This window comes from Streptomyces sp. NPDC007025, assembly GCF_042869455.1.
Taxonomy (GTDB): domain Bacteria; phylum Actinomycetota; class Actinomycetes; order Streptomycetales; family Streptomycetaceae; genus Streptomyces.
Map to the genome: position 1 here is coordinate 24,486 of NZ_JBIAFT010000005.1, position 16,097 is coordinate 40,582.

A 16,097-nucleotide genomic window follows, 5' to 3' on the forward strand; every position below is an offset into this window, starting at 1 on the left:
GGACGAACGGCTTGTCCTCGGCACTACAACTACACCATCTGTCCAGCCACGTCGGCCAAACCGATGGAATTGCCCTCTCAGGTGTTCAACCTCGGCGGAAGCCGATGGACCGTCCCATAGCGGACAGTCACTCCCCTGTGACGATCAGTCACAACAGGGAGCAAGGGGCATCAGACCCACCAAGGAGCGCAATACCGATCTATCCGCCCTTAGTTGGACGGAAGGAGCCCCGTGCGGACTCCTTGTCCTATTTTGACACGAGGGGTAGCTCTGAGAGCAAGACCCGTTTAAGTGCAATCCGTCACGCTTGAGGCAATCACCCGGTTCGGGACGTAGGTCCCACTCCTCCCACAGAGCCCGTTCCGGGTGGCCGCCGCTCCCCCGGCCCCGGGCCCGGAAACGGCCCCGGGCGCCCGGCGGGGAGGGGCACCTCAGCTCGCGTACTGGAGCTGGCGAACCGCCCTCCAGCGCGCTGTCAGCCGCTCGTAGGCCGCACCGGCACGCTCACCGTCGCCGGCGCGGAGGGCCGCGAGACCCTCCGCGACATCGGCGGCGGAGCGGTCGCCCGCCAACTGCTCCTCGGGGATGGCGTGGGCCAGCCCGCCGTAGTCCAGCTCGACCAGGGAGCGCGGGTGGAACTCCTCCAGCCAGCGGCCCACGTCGATCAGTCCCTCGACGAGCGGTCCCTCCTCCAGTTCCTCGCGGAGCACCTTCAGGCCGCGGGCGAGGCGGCGCCTCGCCTGGACCATGGGCGTGCGATAACGGAAAACGAACTGCTGTCCGCTCTCCTGACCGGATTCCGGCTTCGCAAACTCCCTTTCTTCGTCCTCGAAGAGAACGAACCAGCGCACCGGCACATGCCACAGCGCGGTACGGATCCAGGGCCGCGCGTCCGGGTTGCGCTCCCGCCACTGTTCGTAGTCGGCCACGGCCTGCCGCCGGACCACGGGCGGCAGCGCGGCGTCCAGCACCGACTGCGGCAGGTCGATCTCGCGGTCCTCGGCGGCCTGGGTGAGGGCCGCCAGGGCCTGCCAGCTCCGCAGCCGGGTGCGCCAGGGGCAGACGCACGTGACGCCGTCCACCTCCGTCACGAACGCCTCGGCGCTCTCGCCGACCGGCACCGCCACGGGCGGCACCGGGATCAAATCCGCCAGGGCGCGGCGGATTTCGTCCTGCGCGGTCGGGAGGCGCCGCTGTTTCGCATACGCGATCCAGTGCGAGCGCTCCGGCTCGGGGAAGGCCGCCAGCGGTTCGTAGACCCGCAGGTACGCCGCGTACGGGACGACGACGGACGCATTCTCAGCCACGCATTGCCTCCAAGCTCCACGCCTCCACATGCCGGTCTCATGAGCGAGCCTGGGAGACAGTTGACTACCCCGATCGTGGGACCGCAACGTGCCCGTGACGCGCAGGTCGTACGCTGCATCCCGACCGGCCCTCCGCGGGCTACGACTGCCACAAGCGGCGCGTCCGCCGAGGGCTACGACGCGATTCCAGGAGTCACTACCGTGATCGAGGTATCACCTTCTGCCAGCGTTCCCGCCGGAGCCCCCGCCGGGGATCCGGTCATCAGCACGCTCTTCCGCTCCGAACAGGGCGGACACGAGCAGGTCGTGCTCTGCCAGGACCGGCCCAGCGGCCTGAAGGCCGTCATCGCGCTGCACTCCACCGCACTCGGCCCGGCGCTGGGCGGCACCCGCTTCCACGCCTACCCGGGCTCGGCCGACCCCGAGCAGGCCGCGGTGCTCGACGCACTGAACCTCGCGCGCGGGATGTCCTACAAGAACGCGCTGGCCGGTCTCGACCACGGCGGCGGCAAGGCAGTGATCATCGGCGATCCCGAGCAGATCAAGACCGAGGCCCTGCTGCGTGCGTACGGCCGCTTCGTCGCCTCCCTCGGCGGACGCTATGTCACCGCCTGCGACGTCGGCACCTATGTGCAGGACATGGACGTCGTGGCCCGGGAGTGCCGCTGGACGACCGGCCGCTCGCCGGAGAACGGCGGCGCCGGCGACTCCTCGGTGCTCACCGCCTTCGGCGTCTTCCAGGGCATGCGGGCCTGCGCTCAGCAGCTGTGGGGCACGCCCACGCTGCGCGGCCGGCTGGTCGGTGTCGCGGGGGTCGGCAAGGTCGGCAAGCACCTGGTGGGGCACCTGCTGGAGGACGGGGCCCGGGTGGTGGTCACGGACGTCCGCGAGGAGTCGGTGCGCACCGTGCTGGCCGCGCACCCGGGAGCCCCGGTGTCGGCCGTCGCCGACACCGACGCGCTGATCCGCACCGAGGGACTGGACCTGTACGCGCCGTGTGCGCTGGGCGGCGCGCTGAACGAGGAGACGGTGCCGGTGCTCACCGCTGCGGCCGTCTGCGGCGCCGCCAACAACCAGCTCGCGCACCCCGGCGTGGAGAAGGACCTCGCCGAGCGCGGCGTTCTCTACGCGCCCGACTACGTGGTCAACGCGGGCGGGGTGATCCAGGTCGCGGACGAGCTCCACGGCTTTGATTTCGCACGTGCGAAGGCAAAGGCAGAGAAGATCCAGGCGACGACGACGGCCATCTTCGAGCGGGCGGAGGCCGACGGCGTCCCCCCGGTCGTCGCCGCGGACCGGCTCGCCGAGCAGCGCATGGGCCGCTGAAACCCCCGGGAACCGGGCCGGTGGACGGCGCGGGGAACCACCGTGACAGTGGTCTCACCACCCCGCGGCGGGTCCCTCAGCTACAGGAAGGTAAAATCACCACTGACCAGCACGAGAAGGGTCGACGGGCGCGTCGGACGGCGGCCGCGTCATGCGGGCGACGTACCGTACGGCGGCGGAAGCAGGTACCGTTGAAGCCCTGAGTACCGGTCTCTCGCTCGAGAGGCCGCTATGAAACATGAACGCGTGTCAAGACTCTGGGGCCGTCGAGCCCCGTCGTTGAGGGGGTCGAGCCATGGGGCGCGGCCGGGCCAAGGCCAAGCAGACGAAGGTCGCCCGCCAGCTGAAGTACAACACTGGCGGGACAGACCTATCGCGCCTGGCCGAGGAGCTGGGCGCATCGACATCGAACGAGTCGCCGAACGGCGAACGCTTCGAGGACGATGAGCAGGACGACCCGTACGCACAGTACGTGGATCTGTACGACGAAGAGGAGGACGACGACGCGGGTGCGCCCGGGTCGTCGGACCCCCGGTCGAAGCGCCGCGGCGCCTGACGTTCGCCCGTACTGACCCGGTCCGGCAACCGCCGGACCGGGTTCTGGCGTGCGCTGCCGCCCAGCCGCACGGCGCAGCCGTACCCCCGGCGGGGCTCCGGCGGTGCTGCTGCGGCCGCCGTCCGGCGGCGGACTCCCGGCGTCGGGCACGTCCCCGGCAGCGGCGCGGCGGCGCACTCCGCGGACGTCCCGCGTGGCCCGGAGCCGGTGTAAGCGGACCCGACGGACTGCCCGGACGGTCGTACGGCGGGTACGGCGTCGGCCGCCGCCCGAGACCGCACAATGCCTGCCAGCGAGCGCTCAGCGTGCATAGTCACCCGTGAGGGTGACCGCTTCCGTGCGGTCCCCGCGTTCGGTGATCTCTCCCGCCACCCAGGCGTCCACGCCCCGGTCGGTCAGTGTCGCCAGGGTGCTGTCCACCGAAGCGCGGGGCACGACGGCGATCATGCCGACGCCCATGTTCAGGGTCTTCTCCAGCTCGGCCCGCGCCACGCCGCCGGCTCCGGCGACCACCTCGAACACCGCGCCGGGGGTCCAGGTCGAGCGGTCCACGGAGGCGTGCAGCCCCTCGGGCACGACCCGCGCCAGATTGCTGGCCAGTCCGCCCCCGGTGACGTGCGAGAAGGCGTGCACCTCGGTGGTCCGGGTCAGCTCCAGGCAGTCCAGCGAGTAGATCTTCGTCGGCTCCAGCAGCTCCTCGCCCAGGGTCCGGCCGAACTCCGGCACCTGCCGGTCCAGCTCCCATCCGGCGCGGTCGAAGACAACGTGCCGCACCAGCGAGTACCCGTTCGAGTGAAGCCCGGAGGAGGCCATGGCGACCACCACGTCCCCCGTACGGATGCGATCGGGCCCCAGCAGCGCGTCGGCCTCCACCACGCCGGTGCCCGCACCCGCCACGTCGTACTCGTCCGGCCCCAGCAGCCCCGGGTGCTCCGCCGTCTCGCCGCCGACCAGCGAGCAGCCCGCCAGCACACAGCCCTCGGCGATCCCCTTGACGAGGTGCGCCACCCGCTCGGGCACGACCTTGCCCACGCAGATGTAGTCCGTCATGAACAGCGGCTCGGCACCGCAGACGACCAGGTCGTCCACGACCATCGCCACCAGGTCGTGGCCGATCGTGTCGTGCACGTCCATGCGCTGCGCGATGGCGACCTTGGTGCCGACGCCGTCGGTGGCCGAGGCGAGCAGCGGGCGCGTGTAGCCCTTGAGCCGGGAGGCGTCGAAGAGGCCCGCGAAGCCGCCGAGCGCGCCGATCGACTCGGGGCGCCGGGTCTTGGCGACCCATTCCTTCATGAGCGTCACGGCACGGTCGCCGGCCTCGATGTCGACGCCGGCGGCGGCATAGCTGACGCCTTCGCTGTGTGTCATCGGTACGTCTCTCGTGTGTGAGTGCGGAAGGGGGAGCGGGACCGGCGCCGCCGACGGGCCGCCGCGCCGCGGGCGCGGTGCCCCGCCGCGCCCGCCCCCCGCGGCGCTGCGGGCAGCGGACGGCGGGACGCGGCCGGGCGAGGCGAGGCGGACACGGTGCGGACGGGGGCGGCGCGCAGGGCTAGGGGCGCTTCAGCGCGTCCGCGGCACCCACACCCGAGGCGAGGGTGTCGACGCCGTCGACGTCGGAACCCGCCTCGGCTTCGAGCAGGTGCTTGCCCAGCAGTTCGGGGTCGGGCAGCTCCATCGGGTACTCCCCGTCGAAGCAGGCCCGGCAGAGCTGGTCCTTGGGGATCGTCGTGGCCTCGATCATCCCGTCGGTGGAGATGTAGGAGAGCGAGTCGGCCCCCAGCGACTTGCCGATCTCGTCGGTCGACAGCCCGTTGGCGATCAGTTCGGCGCGGGTGGCGAAGTCGATGCCGAAGAAGCACGGCCACTTGATCGGCGGCGAGGAGATCCGCACGTGCACCTCGGTCGCCCCGGCCTCGCGCAGCATCCGCACCAGGGCGCGCTGCGTGTTGCCGCGGACGATCGAGTCGTCCACGACGACCAGCCGCTTGCCCCGGATGACCTCCCGGAGAGGGTTGAGCTTGAGGCGGATGCCGAGCTGGCGAATGGTCTGCGAGGGCTGGATGAAGGTACGGCCCACGTAGCTGTTCTTGACCAGGCCGGAGCCGTAGGGGATACCGCTGGCCTCCGCGTAGCCGATCGCGGCGGGGGTGCCGGACTCCGGGGTCGCTATCACCAGGTCGGCGTCGGCCGGGGCCTCGGCGGCGAGCTTGCGGCCCATCTCCACCCGGGAGAGGTACACGTTCCGGCCCGCGATGTCGGTGTCCGGGCGGGCGAGGTAGACGTACTCGAAGACACAGCCCTTCGGCTTTGCTTCGGCGAACCGCTGGCTGCGCAGCCCGTCCTCGTCGATGGCGACCAGTTCGCCCGGCTCGATCTCCCGGATGAAGCTGGCGCCGACGATGTCCAGCGCCGAGGTCTCGCTGGCCACCACCCAGCCGCGCTCCAGGCGGCCGAGCACCAGCGGCCGGATGCCCTGCGGGTCCCGGGCCGCGTAGAGCGTGTCCTCGTCCATGAAGACCATCGAGAACGCGCCCCTGACCTGCGGCAGCACCTGCGGCGCCGCCTCCTCGACGGTGAGCGGCTTGCCGTCCCCGTCGGTCTGGCCCGCGAGCAGCGCGGTGACCAGGTCGGTGTCGTTGGTGGCCGCCACCTGGGTGGCCCGGCCGCCCGGCACGTCGGCCTGCTCGGCGACCAGCTCCGCCAGCCGCGCCGTGTTGACCAGGTTGCCGTTGTGACCCAGGGCTATCGAGCCGTGGGCGGTGGCGCGGAACGTGGGCTGGGCGTTCTCCCAGACCGAGGCGCCTGTCGTCGAGTAGCGCGCGTGACCCACGGCGATGTGGCCGCGCAGGGATCCGAGGGAAGTTTCGTCGAAGACCTGTGAGACCAGGCCCATGTCCTTGAACACCAGGATCTGGGAACCGTTGCTCACTGCGATGCCCGCGGACTCCTGACCGCGGTGTTGCAGGGCGTACAGGCCGAAATACGTGAGCTTCGCGACCTCTTCCCCCGGCGCCCAGACCCCGAAGACGCCGCATGCGTCCTGAGGGCCCTTCTCACCGGGGAGGAGGTCGTGGCTGAGCTTTCCGTCACCACGTGGCACGCTTCGAGTCTACGGCCAGCCGCCCGCTGCGCCGAACCCGGGACCTGTGACCTTCAGCCCAGTACCGGCAGCACCGGCGACAGATCGGCGCGCGCACCGCTCGCGGTCAGCTGCGGGCCGGCCAGCGCCTCGGCCCAGGCGACCCGGCCGGTGGCCAGCCGGAGCCAGGTCAGCGGATCCGTCTCGACAACGTTCGGCGGGGTGCCGCGGGTGTGCCGGGGGCCCTCGACGGCCTGGACCACGGCGAACGGGGGGATCCGCACCTCCACCGAGGCGCCCGGCGCCTTGGCGGCCAGCGCGTCCGCGAGCAGCCGGACGGCGGCCGCCGTCGCCTGCCGGTCCAACGCGATCCGCAGCCCGGTGGCCCGGGCCAGGTCGTCGCTGTGCACCACCAGCTCCACCAGCCGGGTCACCGTGTAGTCGAGCATCCGCATCGTGCCGAAGGCGTGCGGGACCAGCAGGTCCTCGCGCACGCAGGACTCCAGGACCGGCTCCAGATCGGCGACGGCCCGGTCGACGCGCTCCGGGCCGTCGGGCGACGCCGCCGCCTCCGCACGGGTCTCCTCGTCCAGCACCTCGGCGCGGGTCGCCGCCGCGAGGGCCCACCGCGACAGGGTGACCTGCGGGGCCTGGCCGGAGACCTCCGTCCCCGGCCTGCCCAGCAGGCGGGGGAGCGAGTCGATCTGCCGGGCGAGGTGGACGAGCAGATGGTGCACATCCCAGCCGGGCAGCCCGGAGGGGAGGGCGTGCTGGTCCGGTGCGAGGCGGTGCGCGGCGTCGGCCACGGACTCGACCTGGTTGATGAGCGCCGTGCGGACGCGGGTCGGGTCGTAGGTGCGCCGGTCTCTTCCGTTCGGGGTGGTGCGTCGGGCGGGCGGCATACGCGTGAGATTAGCGGGCCGCGCGCTGCCGCGCCCTCCCGCCCTGCGGACGGGAGGGAGGGCGCGGGCCGGGTCCGGGACCGGCCGGAGCGGGTCCCGGACCCGGCGGTCCGGGTGCGGGACCGGTCAGCCGAACAGCTCCGGGATCGTGGCCTCGTGGTGCCGCCGCAGCTCCGCCAGCGGCAGCGAGAACTGGCCCTGGACCTCCAGCGCCTCCCCGTCCACCACGCCGATGCGCGCCGCGGGCAGCCCGCGCGCCGCGCACATGTCGGTGAACCGGACCTCCTCGCTGCGCGGCACGGCCACCAGCGCCCGGCCCTGCGACTCCGAGAAGAGGAAGACGAAGGGGTCGAGCCCGTCCGGGACGACGATCCGCGCACCCCTGCCGCCCTTGAGACAGGACTCGGCCAGGGCCTGGAAGACGCCGCCGTCCGAGACGTCGTGCGCCGCGTCGACCATGCCGTCGCGGGACGCGGAGATCAGGATCTCCGCCAGCAGCCGCTCCCGCTCCAGGTCGACCCGCGGCGGGCGACCGCCCAAATGGCCGTGCGCGACCTGGGACCAGGCCGAACCGCCGAACTCCTCGTGCGTGTCGCCGAGCAGGTGGACGAGGTGGCCCTCGTCGCGGAACGCCATCGGAGTGCGCCGCGCGACATCGTCGATGACGCCCAGCACGCCGACCACCGGCGTCGGGTGGATGGCGGCCTCGCCGGTCTGGTTGTACAGCGAGACGTTGCCGCCGGTGACCGGGGTGCCCAGCTCCCGGCAGGCGTCGGCGAGCCCGCGGCACGCCTCGGCGAACTGCCACATCGCGGCCGGGTCCTCGGGGGAGCCGAAGTTGAGGCAGTCGGTGACCGCCAGCGGGCGGGCGCCGGTGGCGGCGACGTTGCGGTACGACTCGGCGAGCGCCAGCCGCGCGCCCTCGTAGGGGTCGAGCTTGGCGTAGCGGCCGTTGCCGTCGGTGGCGACGGCGACGCCCAGGCCCGTCTCCGCGTCGATCCGGATCATGCCGCCGTCCTCGGGCTGCGCCAGCACGGTGTCGCCGAGGACGTAGCGGTCGTACTGGTCGGTGATCCAGGACTTCGCGGCCTGGTTCGGGGAGCCGACCAGGGCGAGCGCGGCGGCCCGCAGCTCCTCGCCGTTCGCCGGACGGGGCAGCCCGGCCGGGTCGTCGGCCTGCAACGCGTCCTGCCAGTCCGGGCGCGCGTAGGGGCGCTCGTAGACGGGGCCCTCGTGCGCGACCGTGCGCGGGTCGACGTCGACGATCTTCTCGCCGTGCCAGAAGATCTCCAGCCGGTCGCCGTCGGTCACCTCCCCGACGACAGTCGCGGTGACCTCCCACTTCTCGCAGATCTCCAGGAAGCGGTCGACCTTCTCGGGCTCGACGACCGCGCACATCCTCTCCTGGGACTCCGACATCAGGATCTCCTCGGGGGAGAGCGAGGAGTCGCGCAGCGGCACGGTGTCGAGTTCCACCTGCATGCCGCCGGAGCCGTTGGAGGCCAGCTCGCTGGTGGCGCAGGAGAGCCCCGCGGCGCCCAGGTCCTGGATGCCGACGACCAGGTCGGCGTGGAACGCCTCCAGCGTGCACTCGATGAGCAGCTTCTCCTGGAAGGGGTCGCCGACCTGCACGGCGGGGCGCTTGCTGGGCTTCTCCGCGTCGAAGGTCTCGGAGGCGAGGATGGAGGCGCCTCCGATACCGTCGCCACCGGTCCGCGCGCCGTAGAGAACGACCTTGTTGCCGGTGCCGGCGGCCTTGGCCAGGTGGATGTCCTCGTGCTTCATCACCCCCACGCACAAGGCGTTGACCAGCGGGTTCCCCTGGTAGCAGGGGTCGAAGACGACCTCGCCGCCGATGTTGGGCAGGCCCAGGCAGTTGCCGTAGCCGCCGATCCCGGCGACGACCCCCGGCAGCACCCGCTTGGTGTCGGGGTGCTCGGCGGCGCCGAACCGCAGCGGGTCCATCACCGCGACCGGGCGGGCGCCCATGGCGATGATGTCGCGGACGATGCCGCCGATACCGGTGGCCGCGCCCTGGTACGGCTCGACGTACGAGGGGTGGTTGTGCGACTCGACCTTGAAGGTGACCGCGTAGCCCTGGCCGACGTCCACCACACCGGCCTGCTCGCCGATGCCGACGAGCATCGCCTCGGCGCCCGGGCCCTCGGTCGGTGCCTTCTCGCCGAACTGCCGCAGATGCACCTTGCTGCTCTTGTAGGAGCAGTGCTCGGACCACATCACGGAGTACATGGCCAGCTCGGCACCGGTGGGACGGCGGCCGAGGATCTCCCGGACGCGGTCGTACTCGTCCTGCTTGAGGCCGAGTTCCGCCCACGGGAGCGCGGTGTCGGGGGTGTGTTCGGCGTGCTTGACGGTGTCGAGGGGGTGGGAGCTCATGAGGCGACCAGCTTCTTCAGGGCCGAGGTGAAGAATCCGAGCCCGTCGGTCGTCGGCCCGGTGAGGGCCTCGACCGCGTGCTCCGGATGCGGCATGAGGCCGACCACGTTCCCGGCCCCGTTGGTGATTCCGGCGATGTCCCGGCGCGAACCGTTGGGGTTGCCGCCGAGGTAGCGGACGACGACCCGGCCCTCGCCCTCCAGTTCGTCCAGGGTGCGCTCGTCGGCGACGTAGCCGCCCTCACCGTTCTTCAGCGGAACGACGATCTCCTGGCCGCCGGCGTAGTCCGCGGTCCACACGGTCTCCGCGTTCTCGACCCGGAGCCGCTGGTCCCGGCAGACGAAGTGCAGATGATCATTGCGCGTGAGCGCACCGGGGAGGAGATGGGTTTCGCACAGGACCTGGAAACCGTTGCAGATGCCGAGTACCGGCATTCCGGCCTTCGCCTGTTCGACCACCGCCTCCATGATGGGGGAGAAGCGGGCAATTGCACCGCACCGCAGATAGTCGCCGTAGGAGAATCCGCCCGGCAGCACGACCGCGTCCACCTGCTGCCGGCGCAGGTCCCCGTCGCGGTGCCAGAGGGCGACGGGTTCCGCGCCGGCGATACGCACGGCGCGGCGCGCGTCGCTGTCGTCGAGGGAGCCCGGGAAAGTGACGACGCCGATACGGGTGGTCACGCCACTGCTCCTTCGGAGGTCGCGTTCCCGGTGTTCCCGCCGTGCGGGTCCCCGTCACCGGCCGGGCGCTCGCTGCCGTCCGCGTCCTGGACGCGGACGGTGAAGTCCTCGATCACGGTGTTGGCGAGAAACGTCTCGGCGAGTTCGTGTATGCGGGCGAGGGCGGCCTGGTCGACGGGGCCCTCCACTTCGAGTTCGAAGCGCTTGCCCTGGCGGACATCGGAGATGCCCTCGAAACCCAGCCGGGGCAGTGCGCGCTGCACCGCCTGTCCCTGGGGGTCGAGGATCTCCGGCTTCAGCATGACGTCGACGACGACGCGAGCCACAGGTACTCCTAGTGCTTAGCGGGGCGCTGCGCTGGCCAGCGTACCCGGCGCCAGAATCTACGCGCGTTGATATCCTGGGCTGCCGCACCGGGACTTCGCGAAGCACTGGGAAAAACGCCGGGAAAAAAGTAGGGTCCCGATTGCGGCCGGAAGCGGAACTAATTCTGTGGGCCACAATCTTTGTGCGCCCTTTGCACTCCGGTGCCGAAGCGTCGCACACAGTTGAATATGAACCCGTCTCCTACTCGGGTTCGCCCTGCGTACCCGCCGATCGGCGGGGGGCTTGCCGAAGAAGCCGCAATGCCGGGTGACCCCCTTTCGTGATCCTGCAGGAAGGACCGATATCCCGTGGCACAGCGCGTAGTGGTCATGCTCTCCGACGACATCGACGGCGGAGAAGCCGCGGAGACGGTCTCCTTCGGCCTCGACGGCAAGACGTACGAGATCGATCTGAACGCCGAGAACGCGAAGCAGCTGCGCACCGAGCTGGCCCCCTTCGTGGAGGCCGGCCGCAAGCGGGCGCGGTCCGGCAAGACCTACCGCCGCACGTCGATCGACCCCGACCCGCGCGCCGTGCGGGCCTGGGCGGAGTCCAACGGGTTCGACGTCCCCGCACGCGGGCGCATCCCGAAGAAGGTCTACGAGGCGTTCCGCGCCGCGAGCTGACCCGCACCCGTCCCGTCCCGCCCGCGCCGACCCTCCCCCGCCCGGCGGCACCCGCGGCGCACCCTCCCCGCGCCACCGGCCGCCCGGGGAGCGGGGAGCGGGGAGCGGGGAGCGGGGAGCGGTCCGGAGTGTCCGCCATGGGCGTGACGGACCGGAACGGGCCGGTTCGGGGCTCGACTTGCCAGGGACCCCGGGTGATCGGCTAGAGTCAAGGCACGCCGCGAGGGAAGCCCCCGAGGGAAGACCTCAAGCAAGCGTGCGGGTGTAGCTCAGTAGTAGAGCGCCCTCTTTCCAAGAGGGAGGCGCAGTGTGCGATTCCTGTCACCCGCTCTCCAGTACGGACCTCCGGTCGGAAACGATCAGGTAGAGTATTGGTCGCACCACTCGGTGAAAGCCGGGTGGGGGCAATGCGGACGTAGCTCAGTTGGTAGAGCGCAACCTTGCCAAGGTTGAGGTCGCGAGTTCGAGCCTCGTCGTCCGCTCACTTCATTGGGGAACGGCCCCGGTCCTCGGACCGGGGCCGTTCCTCGTGTTCCTGGTCCGCGCGATTCCTCACCTCCCCGTGTCCGGCCCGCGGCACCGGCCTCCGTCGGCCTCCGATGACATTCGTCATCCACACCCATGACCGCGTGCACTGCCCGCGCGCCCCGACCGGCGGAAACCTGGGGGCATGGACGCGATCGAGGTCGAAGGACTCAAGCGCCGCTACGCGGGCCGGGCCGGCTCCGGGCGCCGCAAGGGGCAGACCGAGCAAGGATTCGAAGCGGTACGGGACGTGTCGTTCTCGGTGCGGGAAGGGGAGATCTTCGCGCTGCTGGGCACCAACGGAGCCGGCAAGACCTCCACGGTGGAGGTGCTGGAGGGACTGGCCCGCCCCAGCGCCGGCACCGTGAGGGTGCTGGGATTCGACCCGTACGGCGAACGCGCCTTCGTGCGCCCCCGTACCGGGGTGATGCTCCAGGAAGGCGGCTTCCCCTCCGAACTCACCGTCGCGGAGACCGCGACGATGTGGGCCGGCGTCACCAGCGAGGCCCGGCCGCCGCAGGAGGCTCTGGAGATCGTCGGACTCGGCGGCCGGTCCGGCGTACGGGTCAAACAGCTCTCCGGCGGTGAACGGCGGCGGCTGGACCTGGCGCTGGCGCTGACCGGACGGCCCGAAGTGCTCTTCCTGGACGAGCCGACCACCGGCATGGACCCCGAAGGGCGCCGGGACACCGCCGAGTTGGTGCGCAACCTGCGGGCCGAGGGCACCACGGTGCTGCTGACCACCCACTATCTGGAGGAGGCCGAGCAGCTCGCGGACCGGCTGGCGATCATGCAGGCCGGACGGATCGTGACCTCGGGGACCCCCGAGCAGGTGGTGGCCGAGCGCCCCTCGCGGATCACCTTCCGCCTCCCCCGCGGCGTGCTTCCCGAGCGGCTGCCGTTGAACGTACCGGCCGCCGTGGACGGCCGGACGGTGGCGGTGCGGACGCACGAGCTGCAATGGGCGCTCACCGAGCTGCTGGTCTGGGCCCGCGAGTCCGGCATCACGCTGGAGGGGCTGCAGGCCCGGTCGGCCTCCCTGGAGGAGGCGTTCCTGGAGATCGCCGAGGCGGGCAACCGGCCGGAATCCGGCACGGACCGGACGGAGCCCGGCACCGGAACCGGCGCGGGAACGGACACGGGCACCGGTACCGGCACCGGAGCGGACAGCGGAACGGACACGACGACCGGCGCCGGTACCGGGGCCGGAGCGAGGACGGGGGTTCGGGCATGAGCGGGACGACGACCACGGCACCGGCCGGGAAGCCGGTGCGGAACACCCGTGCCGGGGCGTGGCGCAGGCTGTCGGCACGCCGGGTGCGGGCGCTGGCCCGCGCGGAGCTGACGCTGCTGGTGCGCAACCGCTCCGCGCTGTTCATCGCGCTGCTGCTGCCGACCGTGATGGCCCTCTCTCTGAAGTCCACCGCCGACCAGGCCGATCTGTCCGGCACCGGACTCTCGGTCGGCACCACCGTGCTGCCGGGAGCGGTGGGCATGGTGCTGCTGTTCGCCGTCTACAGCAATCTCGTGGGCGTCTACGTGGGCCGCCGCGAGGAGCTGGTGCTCAAGCGGCTGCGCACCGGGGAGGCGGACGATCTGGAGATCCTCGGCGCGGCGGCGCTGCCGTCCGTCACCATCGGGATCGTCCAGTCGGTGCTGCTGCTGGCGGGCGGGGCCGTGCTGCTGGACGTGGGAGCACCGGCCCGGCCGGACCTGCTGGTGGCCGGGCTGCTGCTCGGCATGCTGCTGATGGCGACGCTGGCCGCCGCCTCCTCGGCCTTCACCCGCACCACCGAGCTGGCGCAGCTCACCCCGATGCCGCTGATGCTGGCGACGTTCGCGGGGTCGGGGGTCTTCATCCCGCTGGAGATCTACCCCGACCGAATCGCCGAGTTCTGCCGCTGGCTGCCGATGACGCCGGTCATGGACCTGCTGCGGAGCGGCTGGACGGAGCAGCTCAGCGGCCCGGAGACACTGCGGGCGCTCGCGGTCGCGGTGGCCTGGACGGCGCTGGGCGGCTACGCCGTGCGCAAGCGGTTCCGGTGGGAGCCCCGCCGCTGACCGGCCGCTCCGCGGGCCGACAGGGGCGGCCGACCGGGTCCCGGGCGGCCGCCCCTCGCGGCCGACCTCCCCGGTCGGGGGCCGAGCCGCTTACGGTGGCCGGAGCGCGCCGGAACGGGAAAGGCGCGCTCCGGAACGGGAGGCGGGCCACCGATGATCCACTGGGGCCGGGAGAAGCGGCGGAAGTGGCAGCGGCGCAGCAAGCTGCAACAGGTCGAGGTCTCGACGTACTGGTTGCTGCTGCTCTCCCCCTGGATCTTCTACGTGAGCGGGATGCCGCAGTTCGCGGTGCAGGTGGCGGGACCGCCGACGGCGACGGCCATGGGGGGAGCCGTCGTCGTGCTGGGGCTCCTCCAGTGCCTGCTCGGGGTGCGCGGCCTGCGGCGCGGCATCGACACCTATCTGGGCACCGAGCAGGATCCGCCCCGCCGGTTGCTGGTCACCGGACTCGTGACGTTCCTGCTCACCGCCGCGCTGGTCACCGCCCTGATCGCGCGGGGCTGGGTGGCGAACGACAATCCCGCGCCCACGATGGCGCTGTTCGCCGGGCTCCCGAGTCTGACCGGCGTGTACGGGCTCATCGTGCCGCGCCGCCGCTCGGCGGCCGTGACCGCCGGAGGCTGCGTACTGATCACCGCCGCTTTCGCCGCGGCCGGGGCGACCTGGCCGGCACTGCTCGGCACGCTGTTCGTTCTGGCGATCGGCGGGCTGGTCGGGATCTTCTCGCCGCGCTGTTCGGCCTGGTACCTGGCGGTCATGCGGGAGCTCGACGAGGCGCGGGAGGCGCAGGCGCAGCTCGCGGTCGCGGAGGAACGGCTGCGCTTCAGCCGCGACCTGCACGACGTGATGGGCCGCGATCTGTCGGTCATCGCGCTCAAGAGCGAGCTGGCCACCCAGCTCGCCCGCCGGGGCGCCGCATCGGCCGCCGAGCAGATGCGGGAGGTGCAGGAGCTCGCGCGCACGTCGCAGAAAGAAGTGCGGGCCGTCGTCCGCGGCTACCGCGAGACGGGGCTGGAGACCGAACTGGCCGGGGCGCGCGCGGTGCTGCGGGCCGCGGGGGTGGACTGCCGGATCGAATCCGCACAGCCGGGCCTGGCGTCCGGCGCGCGGGCCGCGCTGGGCTGGGTGGTCCGCGAAGGGGCCACCAACGTGCTGCGGCACGCGGAGGCGAGCTGCTGCGTGATCCGGCTGACCTGCGACGCGGCGGGCGCCACCGCGCTGGTGATGGAGAACGACGGACTGCGGCCGGACCAGGGCCGGGGAGGCAGCGGGCTCACCGGCCTCCGGGAGCGGCTGGCCGCCGTGGACGGCACACTGACCGCCGAGTGCGACGAGACGGCGCGGGTCTTCCGGCTGCGGGCCGAGATCCCGGCGTCCGGCTCCCGGCGCCCGCAACCGCCGCCGGAAGTCCCGGACGGCCTTCGCGACCCCGGCGGCCCCGGCGACCCCGGCGGCCGCGGCGGCCCCGGTGCCGGACCGGAGCCGGAGGAGGCGGTGCCGGAGGCGGAGGCGGCCCGGCTCACCGACGCCGCGGTCGGCGAGGGCACCGGTCCGGCGAGAGGGGCGAGCCATGGGTGAGGAAACCGCGGACTCCGGCGAGGTGGCGGCGGCGTCCGGCGGGGACGCGGTCCGGGTGCTGCTGGCCGACGACGAGCATCTGATCCGCGGCGCGCTGGCCGCCCTGCTGGCGCTGGAGGACGATCTGGTCATCGTCGCCGAGGCGGCCTCCGGGCCCGAGGCGATCGCCATGGCCCGTGCGCACCGCCCGGACGTGGCCGTGCTCGATCTGCAGATGCCGGGCTCCGACGGACTGCGGGTCGCGGCCACGCTGCGGGAGTCGGTGCCGGACTGCCGGACGATGATCGTCACCAGCCACAGCCGTCCGGGGCACCTCAAGCGGGCGCTGGCGGCGGGTGTCCGCGGCTTCGTCCCCAAGACCGCCTCCGCCCAACAACTCGCGGAGATCATCCGCAGCGTGCACGGCGGCAACCGGTACGTGGACCCCGAGTTGGCCGCCGACGCCATCAGCGCGGGGGACTCGCCGCTGTCGGCCCGGGAGGCCGAGCTGCTGGAACTGGCGGCGGACGGAGCGCCGATCGCCCGGATCGCCGAGCAGGCGTCGCTGACCCGGGGAACCGTCCGCAACTACCTGTCGGCCGCCGCCGCCAAGCTGGGCGCCGAGAACCGGCACGCGGCGGCCCGGACGGCCCGCGCACGAGGCTGGATCTGAGCCCCGCGGGACACGGTCCGGCCCCGCACCCGGTCCGGCTAT

14 protein-coding genes and 2 tRNA genes are annotated in these 16,097 nt (G+C 72.2%); 9 read left to right on the forward strand and 7 right to left on the reverse strand.

What is annotated here, in order from left to right:
* Positions 1–431 precede the first annotated feature (431 nt).
* Positions 432–1,307 (reverse strand): hypothetical protein, encoded by an 876-nt coding sequence (locus tag ACFYMO_RS11125; protein ID WP_366774589.1) that lies wholly within the window; start codon positions 1,305–1,307, stop codon positions 432–434.
* Positions 1,308–1,508: 201 nt separating this feature from the next.
* Here ACFYMO_RS11125 and ACFYMO_RS11130 point away from each other — a divergent pair, with 201 nt between their 5' ends.
* Positions 1,509–2,633: a Leu/Phe/Val dehydrogenase gene (locus tag ACFYMO_RS11130; protein ID WP_388545730.1), complete on the forward strand. Its 1,125-nt coding sequence runs from the start codon at positions 1,509–1,511 to the stop codon at positions 2,631–2,633.
* A gap of 295 nt (positions 2,634–2,928) precedes the next feature.
* The gene (locus ACFYMO_RS11135; protein ID WP_276478707.1) at positions 2,929–3,189 is read left to right on the forward strand and encodes a DUF3073 domain-containing protein; all 261 of its coding nucleotides are present in this window, start codon (positions 2,929–2,931) and stop codon (positions 3,187–3,189) included.
* Positions 3,190–3,489: 300 nt separating this feature from the next.
* On the opposite strand, the gene purM is transcribed toward ACFYMO_RS11135, so the two are convergent.
* The 6 genes from purM to purS all read right to left on the reverse strand — a co-directional run bounded on the left by purM (position 3,490) and on the right by purS (position 10,573).
* On the reverse strand, positions 3,490–4,557 hold the full coding sequence (purM, locus tag ACFYMO_RS11140; protein ID WP_366774591.1) for a phosphoribosylformylglycinamidine cyclo-ligase: 1,068 nt from the start codon (positions 4,555–4,557) through the stop codon (positions 3,490–3,492).
* 181 nt (positions 4,558–4,738) lie between these two features.
* The gene (gene purF, locus ACFYMO_RS11145; RefSeq protein ID WP_366774592.1) at positions 4,739–6,289 is read right to left on the reverse strand and encodes an amidophosphoribosyltransferase; all 1,551 of its coding nucleotides are present in this window, start codon (positions 6,287–6,289) and stop codon (positions 4,739–4,741) included.
* 53 nt (positions 6,290–6,342) lie between these two features.
* Positions 6,343–7,170: a sterol carrier family protein gene (locus tag ACFYMO_RS11150; RefSeq protein WP_366774593.1), complete on the reverse strand. Its 828-nt coding sequence runs from the start codon at positions 7,168–7,170 to the stop codon at positions 6,343–6,345.
* Between the two features lie 126 nt (positions 7,171–7,296).
* The gene (gene purL / locus ACFYMO_RS11155; protein ID WP_388545736.1) at positions 7,297–9,567 is read right to left on the reverse strand and encodes a phosphoribosylformylglycinamidine synthase subunit PurL; all 2,271 of its coding nucleotides are present in this window, start codon (positions 9,565–9,567) and stop codon (positions 7,297–7,299) included.
* Positions 9,564–10,247 (reverse strand): phosphoribosylformylglycinamidine synthase subunit PurQ, encoded by a 684-nt coding sequence (purQ, locus tag ACFYMO_RS11160; RefSeq protein WP_074998913.1) that lies wholly within the window; start codon positions 10,245–10,247, stop codon positions 9,564–9,566. The genes purL and purQ overlap by 4 nt, the downstream gene beginning before the upstream one ends.
* A complete protein-coding gene (purS, locus tag ACFYMO_RS11165; RefSeq protein WP_366774595.1) occupies positions 10,244–10,573 on the reverse strand; it encodes a phosphoribosylformylglycinamidine synthase subunit PurS in 330 nt (109 codons plus the stop codon). Before purS ends, purQ begins: the two co-directional genes overlap by 4 nt.
* A gap of 348 nt (positions 10,574–10,921) precedes the next feature.
* Here purS and ACFYMO_RS11170 point away from each other — a divergent pair, with 348 nt between their 5' ends.
* The 7 genes from ACFYMO_RS11170 (at position 10,922) to ACFYMO_RS11200 (ending at position 16,055) form a co-directional block, all read left to right on the forward strand.
* On the forward strand, positions 10,922–11,239 hold the full coding sequence (locus tag ACFYMO_RS11170) for an Lsr2 family protein (RefSeq protein ID WP_026004379.1): 318 nt from the start codon (positions 10,922–10,924) through the stop codon (positions 11,237–11,239).
* A gap of 258 nt (positions 11,240–11,497) precedes the next feature.
* A tRNA-Gly gene (locus ACFYMO_RS11175) sits at positions 11,498–11,569 on the forward strand.
* A 79-nt stretch (positions 11,570–11,648) separates the two neighbouring features.
* A tRNA-Gly gene (locus ACFYMO_RS11180) sits at positions 11,649–11,721 on the forward strand.
* 188 nt (positions 11,722–11,909) lie between these two features.
* Positions 11,910–12,998, forward strand: coding sequence for an ABC transporter ATP-binding protein (locus ACFYMO_RS11185; protein ID WP_366774596.1), 1,089 nt, complete (start codon positions 11,910–11,912; stop codon positions 12,996–12,998).
* Positions 12,995–13,825, forward strand: a complete 831-nt coding sequence (locus ACFYMO_RS11190; protein ID WP_366774597.1) for an ABC transporter permease — start codon at positions 12,995–12,997, stop codon at positions 13,823–13,825. The genes ACFYMO_RS11185 and ACFYMO_RS11190 overlap by 4 nt, the downstream gene beginning before the upstream one ends.
* A 153-nt stretch (positions 13,826–13,978) precedes the next feature.
* On the forward strand, positions 13,979–15,403 hold the full coding sequence (locus ACFYMO_RS11195; RefSeq protein ID WP_388545741.1) for a sensor histidine kinase: 1,425 nt from the start codon (positions 13,979–13,981) through the stop codon (positions 15,401–15,403).
* Positions 15,396–16,055 carry a response regulator transcription factor gene (locus tag ACFYMO_RS11200; RefSeq protein ID WP_366772964.1) on the forward strand — a complete coding sequence of 220 codons (660 nt, stop codon included), beginning with the start codon at positions 15,396–15,398 and terminating at the stop codon, positions 16,053–16,055. Before ACFYMO_RS11195 ends, ACFYMO_RS11200 begins: the two co-directional genes overlap by 8 nt.
* Positions 16,056–16,097: the final 42 nt, after the last annotated feature.

Bases quoted from the DNA above. Each gene is read 5' to 3' on its own strand.
- ACFYMO_RS11185 (WP_366774596.1), top strand. From the start codon at position 11,910: ATGGACGCGATCGAGGTCGAAGGACTCAAGCGCCGCTACGCGGGCCGG.
- ACFYMO_RS11135 (WP_276478707.1), top strand. From the start codon at position 2,929: ATGGGGCGCGGCCGGGCCAAGGCCAAGCAGACGAAGGTCGCCCGCCAG.
- purL (WP_388545736.1), bottom strand. From the start codon at position 9,567: ATGAGCTCCCACCCCCTCGACACCGTCAAGCACGCCGAACACACCCCC.
- ACFYMO_RS11150 (WP_366774593.1), bottom strand. From the start codon at position 7,170: ATGCCGCCCGCCCGACGCACCACCCCGAACGGAAGAGACCGGCGCACC.
- ACFYMO_RS11195 (WP_388545741.1), top strand. From the start codon at position 13,979: ATGATCCACTGGGGCCGGGAGAAGCGGCGGAAGTGGCAGCGGCGCAGC.
- purM (WP_366774591.1), bottom strand. From the start codon at position 4,557: ATGACACACAGCGAAGGCGTCAGCTATGCCGCCGCCGGCGTCGACATC.
- ACFYMO_RS11190 (WP_366774597.1), top strand. From the start codon at position 12,995: ATGAGCGGGACGACGACCACGGCACCGGCCGGGAAGCCGGTGCGGAAC.
- ACFYMO_RS11200 (WP_366772964.1), top strand. From the start codon at position 15,396: ATGGGTGAGGAAACCGCGGACTCCGGCGAGGTGGCGGCGGCGTCCGGC.